The organism is Streptomyces sp. NPDC020884, from assembly GCF_044333935.1.
Taxonomy (GTDB): domain Bacteria; phylum Actinomycetota; class Actinomycetes; order Streptomycetales; family Streptomycetaceae; genus Streptomyces.
Genome location: NZ_JBIRRY010000003.1, coordinates 645,939 through 664,012, shown reverse-complemented (window position 1 = coordinate 664,012; position 18,074 = coordinate 645,939). Strand labels below are relative to the sequence as shown.

At 71.5% G+C, this 18,074-nt stretch carries 17 protein-coding genes; 3 read left to right on the top strand and 14 right to left on the bottom strand.

Annotated features, from left to right (window positions below):
• Positions 1-114: 114 nt before the first annotated feature.
• The 3 genes from ACH4UK_RS13975 to ACH4UK_RS13965 all read right to left on the bottom strand — a co-directional run bounded on the left by ACH4UK_RS13975 (position 115) and on the right by ACH4UK_RS13965 (position 3,466).
• Positions 115-1,035, bottom strand: coding sequence for a carbohydrate ABC transporter permease (locus ACH4UK_RS13975; RefSeq protein ID WP_398356256.1), 921 nt, complete (start codon positions 1,033-1,035; stop codon positions 115-117).
• Positions 1,032-2,009, bottom strand: a complete 978-nt coding sequence (locus ACH4UK_RS13970; protein WP_398356255.1) for a carbohydrate ABC transporter permease — start codon at positions 2,007-2,009, stop codon at positions 1,032-1,034. The genes ACH4UK_RS13975 and ACH4UK_RS13970 overlap by 4 nt, the downstream gene beginning before the upstream one ends.
• 152 nt (positions 2,010-2,161) lie before the next feature.
• Positions 2,162-3,466: an ABC transporter substrate-binding protein gene (locus ACH4UK_RS13965; protein WP_398356254.1), complete on the bottom strand. Its 1,305-nt coding sequence runs from the start codon at positions 3,464-3,466 to the stop codon at positions 2,162-2,164.
• A gap of 234 nt (positions 3,467-3,700) precedes the next feature.
• On the opposite strand from ACH4UK_RS13965, the gene ACH4UK_RS13960 reads away from it, so the two are divergent.
• A complete protein-coding gene (locus tag ACH4UK_RS13960; RefSeq protein WP_398356338.1) occupies positions 3,701-6,520 on the top strand; it encodes a glycosyl hydrolase in 2,820 nt (939 codons plus the stop codon).
• A 170-nt stretch (positions 6,521-6,690) separates the two neighbouring features.
• On the opposite strand, the gene ACH4UK_RS13955 is transcribed toward ACH4UK_RS13960, so the two are convergent.
• The 8 genes from ACH4UK_RS13955 to ACH4UK_RS13920 all read right to left on the bottom strand — a co-directional run bounded on the left by ACH4UK_RS13955 (position 6,691) and on the right by ACH4UK_RS13920 (position 13,601).
• Positions 6,691-7,734 carry a LacI family DNA-binding transcriptional regulator gene (locus ACH4UK_RS13955; protein ID WP_398356253.1) on the bottom strand — a complete coding sequence of 348 codons (1,044 nt, stop codon included), beginning with the start codon at positions 7,732-7,734 and terminating at the stop codon, positions 6,691-6,693.
• A 260-nt stretch (positions 7,735-7,994) separates the two neighbouring features.
• Positions 7,995-8,348: a PRC-barrel domain-containing protein gene (locus ACH4UK_RS13950; protein ID WP_398356252.1), complete on the bottom strand. Its 354-nt coding sequence runs from the start codon at positions 8,346-8,348 to the stop codon at positions 7,995-7,997.
• A 121-nt stretch (positions 8,349-8,469) separates the two neighbouring features.
• Positions 8,470-9,090 (bottom strand): NADPH-dependent F420 reductase, encoded by a 621-nt coding sequence (locus ACH4UK_RS13945; RefSeq protein ID WP_398356251.1) that lies wholly within the window; start codon positions 9,088-9,090, stop codon positions 8,470-8,472.
• Positions 9,091-9,198: 108 nt separating this feature from the next.
• Complete coding sequence (locus ACH4UK_RS13940; RefSeq protein ID WP_398356250.1) at positions 9,199-9,534, bottom strand: helix-turn-helix domain-containing protein; 336 nt, start codon at positions 9,532-9,534, stop codon at positions 9,199-9,201.
• The gene (locus ACH4UK_RS13935) at positions 9,531-9,899 is read right to left on the bottom strand and encodes a type II toxin-antitoxin system RelE/ParE family toxin (protein ID WP_398356337.1); all 369 of its coding nucleotides are present in this window, start codon (positions 9,897-9,899) and stop codon (positions 9,531-9,533) included. Before ACH4UK_RS13935 ends, ACH4UK_RS13940 begins: the two co-directional genes overlap by 4 nt.
• A 144-nt stretch (positions 9,900-10,043) precedes the next feature.
• Positions 10,044-11,597: a PTS transporter subunit EIIC gene (locus ACH4UK_RS13930; protein ID WP_398356249.1), complete on the bottom strand. Its 1,554-nt coding sequence runs from the start codon at positions 11,595-11,597 to the stop codon at positions 10,044-10,046.
• 50 nt (positions 11,598-11,647) lie between these two features.
• Entirely contained in the window at positions 11,648-12,616 is a 969-nt protein-coding gene (murQ, locus tag ACH4UK_RS13925; protein ID WP_398356248.1) for an N-acetylmuramic acid 6-phosphate etherase, read from the bottom strand.
• Between the two features lie 67 nt (positions 12,617-12,683).
• Complete coding sequence (locus ACH4UK_RS13920) at positions 12,684-13,601, bottom strand: MurR/RpiR family transcriptional regulator (RefSeq protein WP_398356247.1); 918 nt, start codon at positions 13,599-13,601, stop codon at positions 12,684-12,686.
• A 129-nt stretch (positions 13,602-13,730) separates the two neighbouring features.
• Between ACH4UK_RS13920 and ACH4UK_RS13915 the strand changes: the two genes are divergently transcribed.
• Both ACH4UK_RS13915 and ACH4UK_RS13910 read left to right on the top strand, forming a co-directional pair.
• Positions 13,731-14,099: a hypothetical protein gene (locus ACH4UK_RS13915; protein ID WP_398356246.1), complete on the top strand. Its 369-nt coding sequence runs from the start codon at positions 13,731-13,733 to the stop codon at positions 14,097-14,099.
• On the top strand, positions 14,096-14,368 hold the full coding sequence (locus ACH4UK_RS13910; RefSeq protein WP_398356245.1) for a DUF4031 domain-containing protein: 273 nt from the start codon (positions 14,096-14,098) through the stop codon (positions 14,366-14,368). Before ACH4UK_RS13915 ends, ACH4UK_RS13910 begins: the two co-directional genes overlap by 4 nt.
• A 34-nt stretch (positions 14,369-14,402) precedes the next feature.
• On the opposite strand, the gene ACH4UK_RS13905 is transcribed toward ACH4UK_RS13910, so the two are convergent.
• The 3 genes from ACH4UK_RS13905 to ACH4UK_RS13895 all read right to left on the bottom strand — a co-directional run bounded on the left by ACH4UK_RS13905 (position 14,403) and on the right by ACH4UK_RS13895 (position 17,917).
• Complete coding sequence (locus ACH4UK_RS13905) at positions 14,403-15,050, bottom strand: HAD family acid phosphatase (protein WP_398356244.1); 648 nt, start codon at positions 15,048-15,050, stop codon at positions 14,403-14,405.
• A gap of 238 nt (positions 15,051-15,288) precedes the next feature.
• A complete protein-coding gene (locus ACH4UK_RS13900) occupies positions 15,289-16,596 on the bottom strand; it encodes a Cmx/CmrA family chloramphenicol efflux MFS transporter (protein ID WP_398356336.1) in 1,308 nt (435 codons plus the stop codon).
• An 85-nt stretch (positions 16,597-16,681) separates the two neighbouring features.
• Positions 16,682-17,917: a PQQ-binding-like beta-propeller repeat protein gene (locus ACH4UK_RS13895; RefSeq protein WP_398356243.1), complete on the bottom strand. Its 1,236-nt coding sequence runs from the start codon at positions 17,915-17,917 to the stop codon at positions 16,682-16,684.
• Positions 17,918-18,074: the final 157 nt, after the last annotated feature.

The window sequence follows — 18,074 nt, the reverse complement described above, 5'->3', positions numbered from 1 at the left end:
GGTGGGCTGGGGGCTGTCGGCGGCCGTCGCCGCCGTCGCCGCGTGCGTGCTGCCAGGCGTCGACCGGCGGACGGCAGGGTGACGGACAGGCCCCGGAGGCCGGGCGCCGGGACGTCAGCCCTTGACCGCGCCCTGCATGATGCCGCCGACGATCTGCCGGCCCAGCAGGCCGAAGACCAGCAGCACGGGCAGCGTGCCGAGCAGCGTGCCGGCCATGATCACCGACTGGTCGTTGACGTAGCCGCCGCCGAGCTGGCGCAGCGCGACCTGCACGGTCGGCTCCTGCGAGGAGAGCGCGATGATCGGCCAGAAGAAGTCGTTCCACGCCGTCATGAACGTGAGCATCCCGAGCACCGCCATCCCCGGCCGCGCGATCGGGATCACGATCGACCAGAAGATCCGGGCCGTCGACGCCCCGTCCACCCGGGCCGCCTCGATCAGCTCGTCCGGCAGCGACTGCACCAGGTACTGGCGCATGAAGAACACCCCGAACGCCGAGACCAGCCCCGGCAGGATCACCGCCTGCAGCTGGTTCACCCACTGCAGTTCGGCGATCAGCATGAAGAGCGGGATGACGCCGAGCTGCGGCGGGATCATCATCGTCCCGATCGTCAGCGTCAGCAGCGCGCCCCGGCCCCGGAACTTCAGCTTGGCGAAGGCGAACCCGGCCAGCGTGCAGCACAGGACCGTGCCGAGCGTGATCGAGCCGGACACGATCAGCGAGTTCAGCAGCGCCTTGCCGATGTCCGCCTCTTCGAGGACGGCGTCGAAGTTCTTGATCAGGTTCGGGCCCGGCAGCAGGCTCGGCGGCACCTGCGCCAGGTCCGCGTTGGACCGGCTGGCCGCGACGATCGTCCAGTAGAAGGGGAACGCCGAGATCAGCAGGGCGAAGCCGAGGATGAGATAGGAGAGCCAGCCGCCCTTCATCGTCCCGCCCGCGCCGCCGCCCTTGCGGAACCGGGGGCGCTTTCCTGGCGGGTCCTGCTCGGCGGGGCCCTTCCGGGGTGCGGTCGGCGGTGCGGCGAGCGCGGTCATCGGCCGGCCTCCTTGCGTGCACGGCGGCGCACGAGCAGGGCGTTGGCCCCGACGAGCACCACGATCAGGACGAACATCACCCAGGCGATGGCCGCGGCCCGGCCCAGGTGGAAGAAGCCCCAGCCCTGTTCGTACATGTACAGGCCGAGGGTCTGGTACTGGTGCGAGATGCCGCCGGAGATCGACCCCTCGAACAGCAGCGGCTCACCGAAGAGCTGGGTCGCGCCGATCGTCGAGATGATCACCGTGAAGACGATCGTCGGGCGCAGTCCGGGGAGCGTGACGTGGACGAACTGCCGCCAGCGCGACGCCCCGTCCATCTCCGCCGCCTCGTACAGCTCGTGCGGGATGGACTGCATGCCCGCCAGGTAGATCAGCGCGTTGTAGCCGGTCCACCGCCAGATCACGATCGACGACACCGCGATCTGCGAGGCGACCGTGCCGGTCTGCCAGTCCACCGGGTCGAAGCCGACCAGCCCGATCACATAGTTGATCAGCCCGAAGTCCCGGCCGAAGAGCTGCGCGAAGACGAGCGTGGCCGCGGCCACGGACGTCGCGTACGGGAGCAGGATCGCGGTCCGGATGAACGTCCGGCCGCGCAGCTTGTAGTTGAGCAGGTGGGCGAGACCGAGCGCCATCGCCAGCTGCGGGACCGTGGACAGCACGCCGATGGTGAACGTGTTGCGCAGCGAGATCCAGAAGTACTCGTCGGTGAACAGCGCCGTGTAGTTGGCGATGCCCCGCCACTCCATCTCGCCGCTCGTCTGGAGCTCGACCCGGTAGAGGGAGACGAACGCCGTATAGAGGAGCGGGAAGAGCCCGAAGGCCAGGAACAGGGTGAAGAAGGGGGCGATATAGGCGTACGGGGAGGCCTTGCGCCAGGTGCGCCGGAGGGCGGCGGCCCGGCCGTCGTCGGGGCCGGGCCCGGTTCCGGACGGGCGGGGCCCGGCCTTCGCGGTGGCGGTGGGGGACACGGTGCGGCCCTTCGGGATCGGGAGCGGGCTGGCTCACGGAGTCAGGGGTACGGGGGTGGGGCCGGTCCACCGCGGTGTGCGCGGACCGGCCCCTGGGCGGGAGGGGAGGAGAGGGAGGGGAGGGGAGGAACGGGTGGTGGCGGCGAGCGGCGTCAGCCGATCACGTTGTCCACGCCCTTCTTCGCCGTCTCCCACGCCTTGTCCGGCGCCTTGCCCTTGCGCTCGACCTCGCTCAGCGCGTTCGTGATCTGCTGCATCACGTTCTGGTCGTGCACACCCAGCACCTGGACCGGGGACTCCTTGGCCGCGTCACCGAAGATCTGGCCGATCGGGGCGCCCGAGAAGTACTCGTCCTTCGCGTCCGCGATCGTCTCGATGGCACCGGTCGAGGACGGGAAGTTGCCCTGCTTCTGGAAGACCTTCGCCTGCTGCTCGGGGGCGGTCAGCCACTCGATGAGCGCGTACGCCTCCTTCTTGTGCTTGGCCGCACGCGGGATGGAGAGGTACGAGCCGCCCCAGTTGCCCGCGCCGCCGGGCAGCTTGGCGATGTCCCACTTGCCCTTGCCGGCGTCACCGGCCTGGCCCTTGACGTATCCGAGCATCCAGGCCGGGCACGGGATCGTCGCGAAGGAACCGGCGGCGAACGCCTGGTTCCACTGCGGGGACCACTGGTCGAGCTTGGCGCTCAGGCCCGCCTCGGCAGCCTCCACGGAGGTGTCCCAGGCCTCCTTGACCGCCGGGTTCTTCTCGTAGATCAGCTCGCCGGAGGCGTCGTAGTACCGCTCCTTCTCCTGGCCGATCATGATCCCGTAGAGCGAGCCGACGCTGTCCAGCCAGGCGCTCTTGGCGGGGGCCTTCTTCTTGTACTCCTTGCCCAGGTCCAGGTAGCCGTCCCAGGTGGCCCACTTCTTCGCGAGCTCCTCGCGGTCCGTGGGCAGCCCGGCCTTCTTGAAGAGGTCGGTGCGGTAGCACATCGCCTCGGGGCCGACGTCCGTGCCGAGGCCGAGGATCTTGCCGTCCTTGGTGGTCGCCGCCGACCACTTGGCCTCGGCGAACTCGTCCTTGAGCTTGTCGGCCCCGAACTCCTTCAGGTCCTGGAACTTGTCGGACTGCTGCTGGGTGACCGACGCGATGCGGCCCACCTCGACGCCCTGCACGTCCGCCAGACCGCCGCCGCCCGCGAGCCGGGTCTGGAGCGACTTCCAGTAGTCCGCCTCGTCCTGGGTGTCGCTCTGCTTGATCGTCACGTTCGGGTTGAGCTTCTGGTACTCCTCGTACAGGCCGGCCTCCTTGAAGCCGAAGGACCCGAAGAGGTCGACGTTGAGCGTGACCTTTCCGCCCGCGCTGTCGGAGGAGTCCGACGAGTCGCTGGATCCACAGGCGGCGAGGAGGGCCCCGGCGAGGACGACCGCGCCGAGGCGTGCGGTGGCTCTCTTGGCGGCTCGGGCGATGGGCATGGGAAGCCTCCCTTGGCTTCGGGATGAACCGAGCGCCTTGAGAGCGCTCTCAAAACCTGCGTCTGGAGCGTCTCCCACCACCCCCGCCCCGTCAAGACTCGAACACATAACAGCTTGGGGTTACACGCGACGCCCACCCAACTGCCGTCTGTGTGCGTTCTCTTGACACTAACGTTTCAGGAGTTTTACGTTCCTTGACACTTGAGAGCGCTCTCGAACGCGCTCTCGCCCCCCATGATCGAGGTGCTGCTCGTGCGAACCTCCCTCTCCAGACTCGCCTCCAGGCCTGCGGCGGCGACGCTCATCGCCATCGCCGTGGCCGCTGTGGGCCTGGGCCCCGCAGCCTCACCCGCTGCCGCCGCCACCATCCCCGCCGGCGCCGGCAGCTACACCGACGCCCGCCCCGCCGGTACCTCGGGCCCGACCACCAACACCGGCGCGCCCGTCACCCCCAAGCTCACCACCGCCGCCCGGGACAAGCCGGTCCCGACCAACGACTGGTGGTCCTCGCTCGCCTTCCAGCGCTACGGCGACAACCCGCACAGCACCCCCATGTACGGCCACCCCCTCACCTACCAGGCGACCTCCGGCGGACTGGAGGTCGGCTACCCGACCACGCCCGCGATCGTCGGCGACGGCCGGCAGTACGAGTACGCCCACAAGGCCGACCTGACCGTCGGCCTCAGCGGCCTGAACTCGCCCGACACCAAGGCCGACGCCTGGTCCGACTGGACCGTGACGCCCTACTGGGCGGACGGCTCCCGCACCTTCCGGGCCACCATCGGCCACGGCATGCCCTTCGTGTACGCCAAGGGCTCCGGCGGCGACGCCCGCATCTCGACCGCCGCCGCGCCCACGGTCTTCGCGGACGACGGCAACGTCCTCGGCATCACCGTCGCCGGGCACCACTACGCCCTGTTCGCCCCGACCGGCAGCGACTGGAACGTCTCCGGCTCGACGATCACCGCGGGCCTGGGTTCCAAGGACTACTTCTCGCTCGCCGTCCTGCCGTCCACGGACGCGCTCGCGACCTACCGGAAGTACGCCTTCAGCTTCGTCACCGGCTCCCAGGTGGCCTGGGAGTCCACCGGCGGCACGGTGAAGGCGACCTACAGCCTGACGACCGAGGCCAAGGAGGGCACCGAGCGCGGTACGCTCCAGGCCCTCTACCGCCACCAGTGGCTGCACACCACCGACGCGCTGACCCCGTACACATACGTCTCGCCGCGCGGCACGATGAAGGTGCGCGAGTCCGCCTCCTTCACCACCAGCCAGAAGAACAACGGCGTCGTGCCCGCGCTGCCCGCCTCCAGCGGCGTCGACAAGGCCCGGCTGACCGGCTACCTCAACGAGGTCGCGAACGCCTCCGACCCGTTCTCGGGGGCCGCGGACACCTACTGGACCGGCAAGGCGCTCGGCCGCCTCGCCCAGCTGGTGCCCGTCGCCGACCAGATCGGCGAGACCGCCACCCGCGACAAGCTCCTCGGCCTGATGAAGGGCCGGCTCCAGGAGTGGTTCACGGCCGGCGGGGCCAGTGAGTTCAGCTACGACAAGGACTGGAAGACCCTCACCGGCTACCCGGCCTCGTACGGCAGCGACACCGAGCTCAACGACCACCACTTCCACTACAGCTACTACGTCTACGCGGCGGCGATCATCGCCCAGTACGACCAGGCCTGGGCCGCCGACTCGGCCTGGGGCACGATGATCAAGCACCTGATCCGCGACACCGCCAACCCCAGCCGCACCGACTCCGCCTACCCCTTCCTGCGCGGCTTCGACGTGTACGCGGGCCACAGCTGGGCCTCCGGCCACCAGGGCTTCGCGGCGGGCAACAACCAGGAGTCCTCCTCCGAGTCCATCAACCTCAGCGCGGGCCTGGTCCTCTGGGGCGCGGCCACCGGTGACACCGCCCTCCGGGACCTCGGCAGCTTCCTGCTGACCACCGAGTCCGAGGCGATCACCCAGTACTGGTTCGACGCGGACGAGCAGGTCTTCCCCGGCTCCTTCGGCCACGACACGGTCGGCATGGTCTGGGGCAGCGGCGGCGCGTACTCCACCTGGTGGACCGCGAACCCGGAGGAGATCCACGGCATCAACGTCCTCCCGGTGACCGGCGGTTCACTCCACCTGGCCCGGGAGAAGGCGGCCATCAAGCGGAACATCGCCGAGATGGAGCGCGAGAACGGCGGGCCCGCCCAGGAGTGGCGCGACCTGCTCTGGGAGTTCGAGTCGCTGGCGGACCCGGCGGCGGCGAAGGCCAAGTGGGACGGTGTGAACGGGAACTACGAGCCGGAGCAGGGTGAGTCCAAGGCGCACACCTACCACTGGATCAACACCCTGAACACGCTCGGCGCGCCCGATATGACGGTGAGCGGCGACCTGCCGACCTCGGCCGTGTTCACCAAGGACGGCACCCGCACCTACACCGCCCACAACCACAGCTCCACCGCCCGGACGGTCACCTTCTCCGACGGCAAGACCCTGTCCGTACCGGCCCGTTCGACGGCCACCGGCACGGGCGCCGGCGGCGGTAACCCGGACCCGGAGGAGCCGGAGGAGCCCGGTCCGTCCACCGGGAACACCTTCCGCCTCAAGACCGGCGGCGTCCTCACCACCGCCACCACCGACCCGGCGGGCGCGGACACCGTGGCCTCGGCCGAGGGCGTCAACCGGGACGGCACCCCGAACCGGCCGACCGTCTACGAGGTGAAGCAGGTCGACGGCAAGGTCTCCGCCGGGGCCGCCACCGCGTTCCGCCTCCGGGTGGACGCGGGCACGAAGGTCGGACTGGCCCCGCAGGTCCGGGTCAGCTACGACCTGACCGGCGACGGCACGTTCGACCGGGCCGAGACCTTCCGCTACTTCGCGACCGACCCGGTCAACGGGTGGGAGGAGTACACGCAGGCGTCCGGCACGCAGGCCGTCACGGGCAGCCTGGGCGAACTCAGGAAGGGCACGGTCCGTCTGGAGATCTGGAACGCGCTGGGCGACGGCACGGTCCAGGTGCAGACCGGCACGGACGGGGCGGTGCTGAGAATCCCGTACGTGTAAGAGGTCGACGTACGGGCACGATCGGTGCGGCGGGTCTCCGGCTCCTCAGGGCGGAGGCCCGCCGCACTCCGCTGTCCGCGCGCCGCCCGCCGCACTCCGCTGTCCGCGCGTCGCCTGCCGCACTCCGCTGTCCGCGCGCTGCTGTCCGTGCGCCGCGGGCCCGCCGGGGATCAGGCCGAGGCCCGTCGCACCAGCGTGACCGGGGTGATCACCGACTCCGGGACCTCGCCGCTGCCCGTACGGTCCCGGTCCAGGGCGCGCAGCAGCAGGCGGGCCATCAGCCGGCCCTGCGCCTCGATCTCCTGGCTGATGGTCGTCAGCGGCGGATCGGTCTCGGACGCCACCGACTCCATGTCGTCGAAGCCGACCAGCGCCACCTGCTCCGGCACCGGGATCCCGCGCTCGCGCAGCACCCGCAGCGCGCCCGAGGCCATCAGGTCGTTGGCGACGAACACCGCGTCCAGATCCGGCCGCCGGTCCAGCAGCTCCGCCATCGCCCGCGCCCCGCTCTCCACGGTGAACGCGCCCTCGGCGACGAGCGTCGGGTCCAGGTCCAGCAGCACGTCCCGATAGCCGTCCAGCCGGTCCATCGCCGAGGTCTGGTCGGCGGGCCCGCCGATGTGCGCGATGCGCTCCCGCCCGAGGTCCTTCAGATACTGCACGGCCAGCCGGGCCCCGCCCCGGTTGTCCGCGTCGACATACGGAACGGCCTGGTCGCCCGGGTCGGCGGTCCAGCTGGGCCGCCCGCCGTACACCGCCGGTATGCCCGCCCGCCGGGTGATCGCGGGCACCGGGTCGTCGGTGTGCAGCGAGAACGCGAGCGCCCCGTCGACGTGGCCGCCGGACAGATAGCGGGCGATCCGGTCGAAGTCCCCGGGCCCCTCCACCAGCAGCAGGACGAGCTGGGTGTCGTGGGCGGTGAGCTCCTTGCTGATGCCCCGGATCTGCTGGGAGAAGAAGGGGTCCGAGAAGAACCGCGTCTCCGGCTCGGCGATGACGACGGCCACCGCCCCGGTGCGCCGCGTGACAAGGGTCCGCGCCGCGTGGTTCGGGATGTACCCCAGCTCCTCGACCGCCTGGAGCACCTTGTCCACGAGCGGCTTGCGGACGCCGTCGCCCCCGTTGACGACCCGAGAGGCGGTGGCCCGGGACACCCCCGCGCGTGCCGCGACGGCTTCCAGGGTGGGCCGGGACCCGGGGGACTGCTCGGGCAAGGCGGTCGCTCCTCGTCGACGGGGGCGGCGATACACGGGCTGGTGCGTGTGCGTGGTGCGTGCTCGGTGTCGCCGCCGGATCGTCTACAGCCTAGCGCCGGGTGCCGACCGGGCTGAGAGCGCTTCCAGCGGGGCGGGCGGAGTCGCGCCGGGCGGGTCGGCGACCCGGCGCTCCGGAGGGTGCGCTCACGCGTGGGCGGCGGGGCCGGCCCCTCCTCGGGGCCGGGCCCACCGCCGCTCGGGGCGTACGCCGGATCACGTCACATGATGCGGAACGCCAGGTAGTACGCGGACAGCTGCTCGTGGTAGCCCGGGTCCTCGGACTGCCGGTGGCGGTCGAACTCCGGTGAGTCCTTGACCTGGTCCTTGGTGAGGTCGACGTAGACCTTCTTGTCCTCGGTGTCGATGCGCTTCACCGTGCCCGCGGGCAGCAGGACGTCCTTGCCGAAGATCCAGACTCCGGTGTCGACGAGCAGATAGGCGGAGCCCACCTCGTCGGAGTGCTTGTCGACCTTTCCGATACCGCCGTCGGTCGCCTCGACCGCGTAACCGGTCAGATCGGCGCCCGCCGTGTGACCGCTCGACGGCTGGTAGCCCCACAGGGAGTCGCTCATTGTGGCTCCTTTCGCGAAGGTCGCCTCGCTCGTTCTTGCGGCGGATGATCGCTGTGCTGTCGATATCCCCACGGAACGTCGTGTGCCCGGGGAGAGGCGGCCTACGCCTGGTCCGGTTCCGCTAGGGGCGGGTCACCACCTTGATGTTGAAGGTGTGGGACCCCACGCCTCCCGCGATCCCCATGAACAGGAACGCGAAGTGTTCCTGGCCGCGCGCGGTGGTGATGCCGCCGATGTCGAGCTGGGAGGACGCGGGCCAGCCGAGGTCCGTGAGCAGCCGGCCGGTGGTGCGCTTGGCCCCGGCGTCGTCGCCGGAGAGGAAGACGGTGCCCGGCTCGGTGAGTTCGCCCGGGGTGGTCATCGTGGTCGAGTCCATCGTGCAGAGCGTCTTGACGACGGGGGTCAGCGGGAAGGCCTCCTGGATCAGCTCGCCCAGGCTGCTGTTGGGGTGGGTGAGGGCGCTGAAGTCGTCGGAGAGGCCGACCCCGACATCGATCAGCAGGGTGCCGGCCAGGGCCGGGGCCCCGATGGAACGCAGCAGGTCCACGGAGACGCCCCCGGGGGTGGCGTTGACCAGAACCTCCGCGTGCGCGGCCGTCTCGTCGAGGCCCGCGACGGGCAGGTCGAGGCCGGTGCGTTCCCCGGGCCGACGTGATCCGAGCAGGACGTCGTGCCCTGCGGCGCGCCAGCCGTGGGCCAGGGCGCGAGCGACATTTCCGGTGCCGAGCAGTCCGATACGCATGGGGAGGACGCTAGCCAGCGGGACCCTGCGGGCGTATCGGGCGAGAGACGGGGGTGGGGCGGTACCTGAGGCGTAGGGCCTCAGGTACCGCCCGGTCCGCCTCGCCGGTCAAGCCGCTGTGTGGGCCACGAAGGCGACATCCTCCCGTTCCTCGTCGAGGGCGATACTGAGGGAGGCGTCCAAGGCGAGGGCCAGCCGCCGGAGCAGGAGCAGGGTGGGCACGGCATCGGCGCCCTCAATGCGGGAGATCTTCGACTGGGTCAGTCCTGCGCGCTCGGCCACATCCTGCTGGGACAGGCCGAGTTCCTTGCGACGGTCGTACACCGCCTTGGCGAAGGCCATGGCGAGACGGATCTCCGCGCGCTCGGCGCGGGTCTCCTCGGACTCGCCGCGCCCGGAGGCGAGTTCCTGTTCTCGCTTCAGCTTCCAGCGGCTGTGATTCATGAGGTCTCCCCGCTCTCTGGGCGTATGTACGTCATGTGCGCCGGGCCGTGCTCGGCCTCGCATCGCGCGCGGGCCCGCACGGCTCGATCCACCTGGGCCGACTCCCGCATCCGAGTCTTGCGGAAGACGGTGAGAAGCACGATGCGGTGGCCCGAGGCGAACCAGTACGTGATCCGCGTGGCCTCGCCGTTCAGTGTCGGCCGAAGTTCGTACACTCCGTCCTGCAGGGGGCGACTGAACGGCATCGGCGTGCTGGTTCCCATCGAGGCGAGCAGGCCCGCGTACTCCTCCACTTTCCTGTAGTGCTTCTCGGGGAGAAGCTCCAGCCAGTCACGAACTTCGGGCTCCACCTCGATGACGTGCATGTATGTCACGCTCGACACCGTAATATGCTGTCTACGACATGGTAGCGGTGTTCGGATCTTTTCTGCCCGTCCGAGTGGGCCGGGAGATGCGGCTTGACGATGCCTCGGGCGTACGGGACGAGAGCCGGGGTCCGGGATCCGGGGTCAGACGCCCGCCGGGGTCTTGGCCGGGGAGGAGCCGGGGTCCGTGCCGCCGGGGCCGTCCGTCGGGCCCGGGTCCGGTGTCGGGTGGGTGCCGCCGGTGGCGGCGACCGTCGACGGGGCCGGTTCCTGGGAGACGTTGAACTCGGCCAGCAGGTCCTTGCCGAAGCCGAAGAAATACGTCGCGACGAACCCGGCGACATAGCCGACGAGGAGGCCGCCCGCGTAGATCGCGATCGTCGAGCCCAGGCCGTGGTTGCCGTCCAGGAGGGGGAACAGGGCCCAGCCGGACGGGCCGATGGCCGTCGAGCCGACCGTGTCGCCGAGCTGGTTGAACAGTCCGACGAAGCCGCCGCCGAACGCGCCGCCCACGCACGCCGTGACGAACGGGCGGCCCAGCGGCAGCGAGACGCCGTAGATCAGGGGCTCGCCGACGCCCAGCAGGCCCGCCGGCAGCGCGGACTTGATGGTGCGGCGGATCGACTCGTTGCGGGGGAGGCGGAAGTAGACGGCCATGGCCGCGCCGACCTGGCCCGCCCCGGCCATCGCCAGGATCGGGAGCAGGACCGTGTAGCCCTGCTGCTCGATGAGCGTGGTGTGGATCGGGATCAGCGCCTGGTGCAGGCCCAGCATGACGAGGGGGAGGAACAGGCCGCCGAGGACGAAGCCCGCGCCCGCGCCGCCGTTGGAGAGCAGCCAGTCGGCGAACGTGCCGATCGCGGAGGAGATCTCACCCGCCACGTACATCAGGCCGAAGATGGTCACCAGGCCGGAGATCAGCACCGTCAGGGTCGGGGTGACCAGGACGTCCAGCGCCTCCGGCACCCACCGGCGGCACCACTTCTCCACGTACACCGCGAGCACCGCCGCGCCCAGCGCGCCGAGCACACCGCCCTGGCCGGGGGAGAGCGTCTGGCCGAAGGCGTCGATGTTCGCGACGCCGGGGAAGACGATGATCGCCGCCACCGCACCGCCCAGGATCGGGGTGCCGCCGAACTCCTTCGCCGTGTTGTAGCCCACGAACACCGCGATCAGCGCCATGAAGCCGGACGCCATCGCCGCCAGCGCGGGCGTGACGGCGGGCAGCCACTCCAGGTTCACCAGCAGGCCGTTGAGGCCCGCGATGATGCCGCAGCCGATCAGGGCCGGGATCAGCGGCACGAAGATGTTGGCGATCTTGCGCAGGAACAGCTTGAAGGGGGTGGCGTTCTTCGTCTTCTGCTGCGCCTTGATCGCCGCGCCCTGCGCCGCCAGCTCGTCGGCGGTCAGGGCCGTCGGAGCGGGGGCGGTCGCGCGGCCCTCCTCGACCAGCTGCTCGAACTCCGGGGTGACCCGGGCGACCGTGCCCGGACCCAGCACGATCTGGTACGTGTCGTCCTCGACGACGCCCATCACGGCGGGCAGGGCCTTCAGCGCCTCGTCGTCGACGAGGGACCGGTCGTGCAGCCCGAGGCGGAGCCGGGTCATGCAGTGGGCGATGGAGGCGACGTTCGCGGCGCCGCCGACGAGCGGCAGGATCGCGGCGGCGGTGGCGCGGTTCTTGTCTTCTGTGGCCATGGTGCTCGGTGCCTTGCTGTGCGGGGGGTGGGGTGGGGTACCCGGGTGGGTCAGGTGGTGCGGACCGCTGCGAGAGCGGCGCGGAGGTGGCCGTCCGCCTCGGTGAGGCGGGTGGCGGCGGTGGGGCCGTCGACCTGGCCGAGGATGACCAGGATCGCGTTCTTGACCTCGCCGTCGGTGGCGGCGAGCGCGGCCTCGATCTCGGCGTCGGACGCGCCGGTGGCCAGCGAGACGATGTGCCGGGAGCGGGCGCGCAGCTTCTCGTTGGAGGCGCGCACGTCGACCATGAGATTCCCGTACGTCTTGCCGAGCCGGATCATCGTGATCGTCGAGATCATGTTGAGCACGAGCTTCTGCGCCGTGCCCGCCTTCAGCCGGGTCGAGCCGGTGAGCAGCTCGGGGCCGGTGACGACCTCCAGGCCGTGCTCGGCGGCGGCGGCGAGGGCCGAGTCCGCGTTGCAGGAGAGGCCGATGGTCAGGGCGCCCCGCGCGCGGGCGTGCTCGACCGCGCCGATCGCGTACGGCGTGCGACCGGAGGCGGAGATGCCGACCACGGTGTCGTCGGCGCCGAGCTTCAGCGCGTCCAGGTCCGCGGCGGCCAGCTCCCTGCTGTCCTCCGCGCCCTCGACGGCCGTGACCATGGCGGACGGGCCGCCCGCGATCAGGCCGACGACCTCGGACGGGTCGGTGTTGAAGGTGGGCGGGCACTCGCTGGCGTCCAGCACCCCGAGGCGGCCCGCCGTGCCCGCGCCCGCGTAGATCAGCCGGCCGCCGCGGGCCATGCGCGCGGCGGTGGCGTCGATGGCCGCGGCGATCTGCGGCAGCCGCGCGGCGACGGCGGCGGGGACGGTGGCGTCCTCGCCGTTCATGATCCGGGCGATCTCCTGCGTGGACAGCCGGTCGATCTCGGCCAGCTCGGGGCGGAACGCCTCGGTGGTGAGGGTGGCCAGCTGGGCGCGGAGCTCGCCGTAGCTCTCGCCGGCGGGGGTGTCGGGGTTCGCGTCGGTGGTGGAGGTCATGGGGTGCGGCTCTGCTTTCTCGGTCTCGTACGCGTACGGGTGGTGCGTGGCCCGTGGTCCGGGGCGGTCAGCGGGTGCGGGGGTTGTGGCGGTGGGCGAGGGCCTCGTAGGAGGCGGCCAGGGCGGGCGCGGCGGTCTCGTAGGTCCGCTGCGCGACGCCTATGAACAGGCAGTCCACGACGAGCAGCTGGCTCGTCCGGCTCGACATGGCGGCGGGGCGCAGCTCGCTCTCGCGCGCGGTGGACGTGGTCAGGACATGGTCCGCGTACTGCGATACGGGCCCGTCGGGCCGGCCGGTGATCGCGATCGTCGTCGCCCCGCGGTCGAAGGCGACCCGCAGCGGCTCGATGACGTCGCCGGTGGAGCCGGAGTGCGTGATCGCGATGGCCACGTCGCCGCTGCGCAGCTGCACGGCGTTGGTCACCGCGAGGTGCGGGTCCATGTGGGCGTGGGCGATGAGGCCGATCCGGAGCAGCTTCTGGGCCAGGTCCTGGCCGACGAGGGAGGAGGCCCCGACGCCGTAGATGTCGATGCGGCGGGCGGTCGAGGCGGCGGCGACGGCGGCCCCCAGCTGTACGGTGTCGAGCCCGGCGGCGGTGTCGGCGAGGGTCTGCTGCTCGTCGTAGGCGAGCTTGGCGACCACGTCGGCGATCGGGTCGTCCACCGCGATGTCGGCGGTGACGGCGGGCGCCCGGCCGGACTCCTGGTGCGCGGCGAGGCCGGCCAGCGCGAGGCGCAGGTCCCGGTAGCCCGGGTAGCCGAGGAGGCGCGCGGTGCGCACGACGGTGGCCTCACTGGTGCCGGTGAGCTCGGCGAGGCCGGTGACGGTGAGGGCGGCGCATCCGGCGGGGTCGCCGGCCACGGCTTCGGCGACCAGCTGCATGGAGCGGGTCATGGAGGGGACGAGGGTCCGGACTTTGGCGGCGAGGGCCGCGGGGGCCGGCGGAGAGTCGCCGCTGAAAATTTCCTTCACGTCACTGGTCACATCTGAAAGATATTTTCAACGCCGGGGTCCGTCAACCCCCCTTTGGTCCCTACCTCTGGCGGCGTCTCCGGTGGTACCCCCGGTGGTACCTCCGGCGGTGCCGCTCGCTCCCGGGCGCACAATGGGGGCATGGAGTTGAACCCCCTGGAGCAGGCCCTGCACACCGCCCGCGCGCTCGTGATGGCCGACCTGGCGGCGGGAGACGTCGCCGAGGCGGACATCGTCTCGCTGGTCGAGGACGCGGTGACGCACCGGCGGTGGTGGGTGGAGCAGTGGCCCGAGGGCGCGGAGTTCGTGGCCGGGCTGGTCGCCCAGGACGTGCAGGACGCGCTGCTGGAGCGGTACGGACGGTGGCCGCTGTGCCCCGCCTGCGCCGAGGAGGAGCCGCACGCGCTGGACGTGGAGCCGGAGCTCGGGCCCGACCCGCACTGGGTGTGCACCAAGGCGGCCGTGGCGGTGGCGCCGGTGGGGGCGCTGGGCGAGGTGCTGCGGCGGTGACGGTCTATATCGACCCGCCCACCTGGCCCGGACACGGCCGCCTCTGGTCGCACCTGGTCAGCGATGTCTCGTTCGAGGAGCTGCACGCCTTCGCGGCCGCGATCGGCTGCCCGCCGCGCGCCTTCGAGCGCGATCACTACGACGTGCCCCAGGCGCACTACGCGGACGCCGTGCGGGCCGGGGCGCGGGAGATCGGCTCGAAGGAGCTGGTCCGGCGCCTCACGGCCGCGGGGCTCCGCAGGCCGAAGGGGCGGCCGGCGCCGGGGTAGTGCCCGGCCGCCTCGGGACCGGGCGGCGGCAGGCCTAGGAGAGCGCGCCGTCGTAGTCCGGGAGCTTGAAGCCGCGTTCGGCGTGGCCGCCGACGAGGTCGGTGGTGTTGTTCCCGATGTTGGCGATGATCGTGTAGCCCTTCGCCTCGATCGCGGCCCGCTGCTCGGTCTTGTAGGCGCTGACCTCCTCGAAGAGGTCGGGCAGGCTGCGCACGTGGAGTCCGTCGACCGGGTAGCCGGCCTGCTTCAGGTTCCAGTCCGTGAGGGAGTGGATGATGCCCGGCCGGGCGGTGACGAAGAAGACCGCCACGCCGCGCGAGTCGGCGTAGCGGGCCAGTTCGCGGACCTCTCCGACGGCGGGGGTGGGCAGCTCCCAGAACGGGTGGAAGTGCGTCTCCAGCGCGGTGTTGTCGATGTCGAGGACGATCGCCTGCTTCTCGCTCCCGGCGCTCTCCGTCCGGGCCTCGATCCAGGGGCGCGCCTCGGCGACGACCGCCGCCACGTCCTGCCGCCAGGCGGTGTAGTCGACGTCCGCGGCGAGGGTGGAGGCGGAGGGGGCCGGGGCGGCGGTGCGGGCGGGGGCCGTCTCCGTCGCCCCGGCCGAGGCGACGGGGACCGCGACGAGGGCGAGGGTCGCGGCCAGTGCCGCGGCCGTGCGCTGGATGGTGGCGCCTGCATGCATGGGGACTCCTGGGTGGGGAACCTGCCAATGGCCCGTACGCCGCGATCGGACGACGGGTTGTCATGCTCGCGCTCAATGATGAAGGGCGGGTGGCCGTCCCACTACTGGTCGGTAGCGTCTTTTTCGGCTGCTGTTCGGCTACCCGACGGGAATCGGCCGGGCGGCGGCCGGAAGTCGCGGAGCTCGCCGGCCGGAAGCCGCGGAAATCGCCGGCCGGGCCCACCCGTCCGGAACCCGGTCACGCGGGGGAGGCCCCCGGCGCGCCCGCCGCGCACTCGCCCGTCCCGACCCGCTCGGCGGCGGGCGCTTGTGCCGGCGGGGCAGCCCCCGCCGTACGCCCCTGACCGGCCGCCGTGCTCTTCGCGATGAGCCGCGAGCGCGACCGGCCGCCCGCGCCGCCGCCGCCGCGCTGGAGGCGCAACGCCACCGCCACCGCCGCCAGGGCCAGGGCGGTCATCGCCGCGCCCGCCCAGGCGGTGGAAGCGAAGCCGAAGTCCAGGTCGATCACCGTGCCGCCGAGCCACGGCCCACTCGTGTTGCCCAGGTTGAACGCCGCCGTCGTGGTGGCTCCGGCCAGCGTCGGGGCGGCCCCGGCCACGTTGAACATCCGGGCGTTCAGCGCCGGCGCGGTGAAGAAGGCGGACAGGCCCAGCAGGAACGCCAGCGCGATGACCGCGACCTGGCTGGAGGCGAACAGGGCCAGCGCCGCCAGGAAGACCGTGGACGCCGTGATGCCGCTCAGCAGCACCCCGAACAGGTGCGCGTCCGCGACCCGGCCGCCGATCACCGTGCCGATCAGCGCGCCCACCCCGAACAGGCCGAGGATCCACGGCACCCGGCCCGAGTCGAGGCCCGCCACATCCGTGAGCAGCGGCGCCAGATAGCTGAACGCGCAGAACACCCCGCCCGCCGCGAGCGCGGTGATCACGATGGCCAGCCAGACCTGCCGGTCCCGGTAGATCGCCAGCTCTTGCTTCAGCTCGGGCTTCCGCTCCGGCAGCGGGATGTGCGGGATGCGGGTGGCGACGCCGATCAGGGCCACCGCCGAGGCCGCGCCCACCGCCCAGAACGCCGAACGCCAGCCGAGGTGCTCGCCGAGGAAGGCCCCCAGTGGCACGCCCAGCACGTTGGCGACGGACAGGCCGCCGATCATCACGGCCATCGCCCGTGCCCGCGCGTTCACCGGGACCATCGCGATGGCCACGGCCGCACCGACCGCCCAGAAGCCCGCACAGGCGAGTGCGCTCACCACCCGGGAGGCGAAGAGGATCTCGTACGTCGGAGCCAGCGCACCGGCGATCTGGCCGAGGCCGAACACCGAGATCAGCGCGATCAGCGTGGTGCGGCGCGGCAGCCGGAGGGTGGCGACGGCCAGCAGCGGGGCGCCGACCACCATGCCGATCGCGAACGCGGATATGAGGAGTCCGGCCTGCGGGATCGACACGTTCATGTCGTCGGCGATCGGCGGGAGCAGGCCCGACAGCATGAACTCGCTGGTGCCGAGTGCGAAGACCGAGAGGCCGAGAATGTATACGGCCAGCGGCATGGGAGTGCGGCGGGAGAGAGAGTCGGGCATGACTCGTCCCAACGCCGGAGAACGCTTCCGCATTCCCGGCGCCGGGGCGAGCGGGTCACGCGGGGAGCGCGTGCAGCTTCTTGCCGTGCAGGGCGAAGACGCGCTTGCCGTCGGTGGCCACCAGCCACGCGTGGTAGTCGCCGGACTTGTCGTTGAACGTCCAGCGCAGGCCGCCTGTCTTCGCGTCGAAGGCGTGGACGCCGCCCCGCTTGTCCAGGTCGGTGGCCCCGTAGAGCGTGTCGCCGACCCTGACGAACTGCCGGGGCACGTGACGGTTCACCTTCGCGAGGGCCGTGGACTGCCAGACCTTCTTCCCGGTCCCCGGCTCGAGGGCCCACAGCGTCCGGCCGCTGTCGGCGATGTAGAGCACGTCCTCCAGGATGGTCGGCTCCCTGAAGGTGGTGAACTGCTCGGACTCGACGGACCACTTCTCGGACCCGTCGGCCAGCGCGAAGGCCTGGAGCCGCTGCCCCTGCGGGACGATCACCAGATCCTGGTGGATGGCGAAGGGCCCGTAGCTCGTCTTCGTCGTCTTGTGCGTCCACACCTGCTTGCCGGTGGCGGTGTCGCGGACCGTGAGGTTCTTCTTGAAGTCGGTGTAGACGAGATAGCGGCCCTGTACAACGGCGTGCACGCCGTTCTGCTCGGTGCCGAGATCGCGCTGCTCCTTCCACGCGACCTTGCCCGTGGTGCTGTTCAGCGCGGCGACCACGTTGGTGCGGGACGAGCCGTCGGCCTCCAGGATCTCGGCGATGACGTACACCTGCTCCGCGTCCACCGCGATCGGCCTCGGCTGGCGGTACTCCTTGCCGAGGTGGCTGCGCCAGGCCTCCTTGCCGGAACCCGGGACATAGCCGGCGACGGTGCCGTCGTACTTGCCGCTCGCCAGGTACAGCGTGCCGTCGCCGAGCAGCAGCGGCGCACCGGGGACCGCGCCGCCCGGCAGCGACCACCGCTCCTCGCCGGTCGCGCCGTCGAACGCGGCCAGCGGGTCACCGCTCGCGATCACCACGCCGTCCACGGCCACGAGTTCGTCGTTGTCCCCATAGGTCTGCGCCGACGTCGACTTCGTCCACAGCGGCGCGGGGGCCTGCCCGTCCTTGGGGGAAGCGCTTGCGGACGGCGTGCTGCCGCCGGCCCCGCCGCCGCCGGTGGTGTCTCCGGGGAGGTCCTCGTCCTGGCAGCCGGTCGCTCCGGCTCCGAGAGCGGCCAGCGCGAGCCCGCCGCCGGCCAGTCGCAGCATGCGCCGCCGGGAAGATCTGCCGACCGTCGTGCCGTGTCCCTTGGACATTTCGCCGTACCCCCGTGGAGTCGTATGAGCCGAAGATGATCGGTCTGCCGTCGCAGAGTGTGTGCATCTGCGATGCGAGACGTTAGCCGCCGTCGGGCGTCACCGGTCGGGCCAGGGTCCGACCGGGACGACACCGTGAACGAACCGGAACATTCAC

Bases quoted from the DNA above. Each gene is read 5' to 3' on its own strand.
- ACH4UK_RS13975 (WP_398356256.1), bottom strand. From the start codon at position 1,035: ATGACCGCGCTCGCCGCACCGCCGACCGCACCCCGGAAGGGCCCCGCC.
- ACH4UK_RS13965 (WP_398356254.1), bottom strand. From the start codon at position 3,466: ATGCCCATCGCCCGAGCCGCCAAGAGAGCCACCGCACGCCTCGGCGCG.
- ACH4UK_RS13960 (WP_398356338.1), top strand. From the start codon at position 3,701: ATGATCGAGGTGCTGCTCGTGCGAACCTCCCTCTCCAGACTCGCCTCC.
- ACH4UK_RS13950 (WP_398356252.1), bottom strand. From the start codon at position 8,348: ATGAGCGACTCCCTGTGGGGCTACCAGCCGTCGAGCGGTCACACGGCG.
- ACH4UK_RS13945 (WP_398356251.1), bottom strand. From the start codon at position 9,090: ATGCGTATCGGACTGCTCGGCACCGGAAATGTCGCTCGCGCCCTGGCC.
- ACH4UK_RS13940 (WP_398356250.1), bottom strand. From the start codon at position 9,534: ATGAATCACAGCCGCTGGAAGCTGAAGCGAGAACAGGAACTCGCCTCC.
- ACH4UK_RS13935 (WP_398356337.1), bottom strand. From the start codon at position 9,899: ATGCACGTCATCGAGGTGGAGCCCGAAGTTCGTGACTGGCTGGAGCTT.
- ACH4UK_RS13930 (WP_398356249.1), bottom strand. From the start codon at position 11,597: ATGGCCACAGAAGACAAGAACCGCGCCACCGCCGCCGCGATCCTGCCG.
- murQ (WP_398356248.1), bottom strand. From the start codon at position 12,616: ATGACCTCCACCACCGACGCGAACCCCGACACCCCCGCCGGCGAGAGC.
- ACH4UK_RS13915 (WP_398356246.1), top strand. From the start codon at position 13,731: ATGGAGTTGAACCCCCTGGAGCAGGCCCTGCACACCGCCCGCGCGCTC.
- ACH4UK_RS13905 (WP_398356244.1), bottom strand. From the start codon at position 15,050: ATGCATGCAGGCGCCACCATCCAGCGCACGGCCGCGGCACTGGCCGCG.
- ACH4UK_RS13900 (WP_398356336.1), bottom strand. From the start codon at position 16,596: ATGCCGCTGGCCGTATACATTCTCGGCCTCTCGGTCTTCGCACTCGGC.
- ACH4UK_RS13895 (WP_398356243.1), bottom strand. From the start codon at position 17,917: ATGTCCAAGGGACACGGCACGACGGTCGGCAGATCTTCCCGGCGGCGC.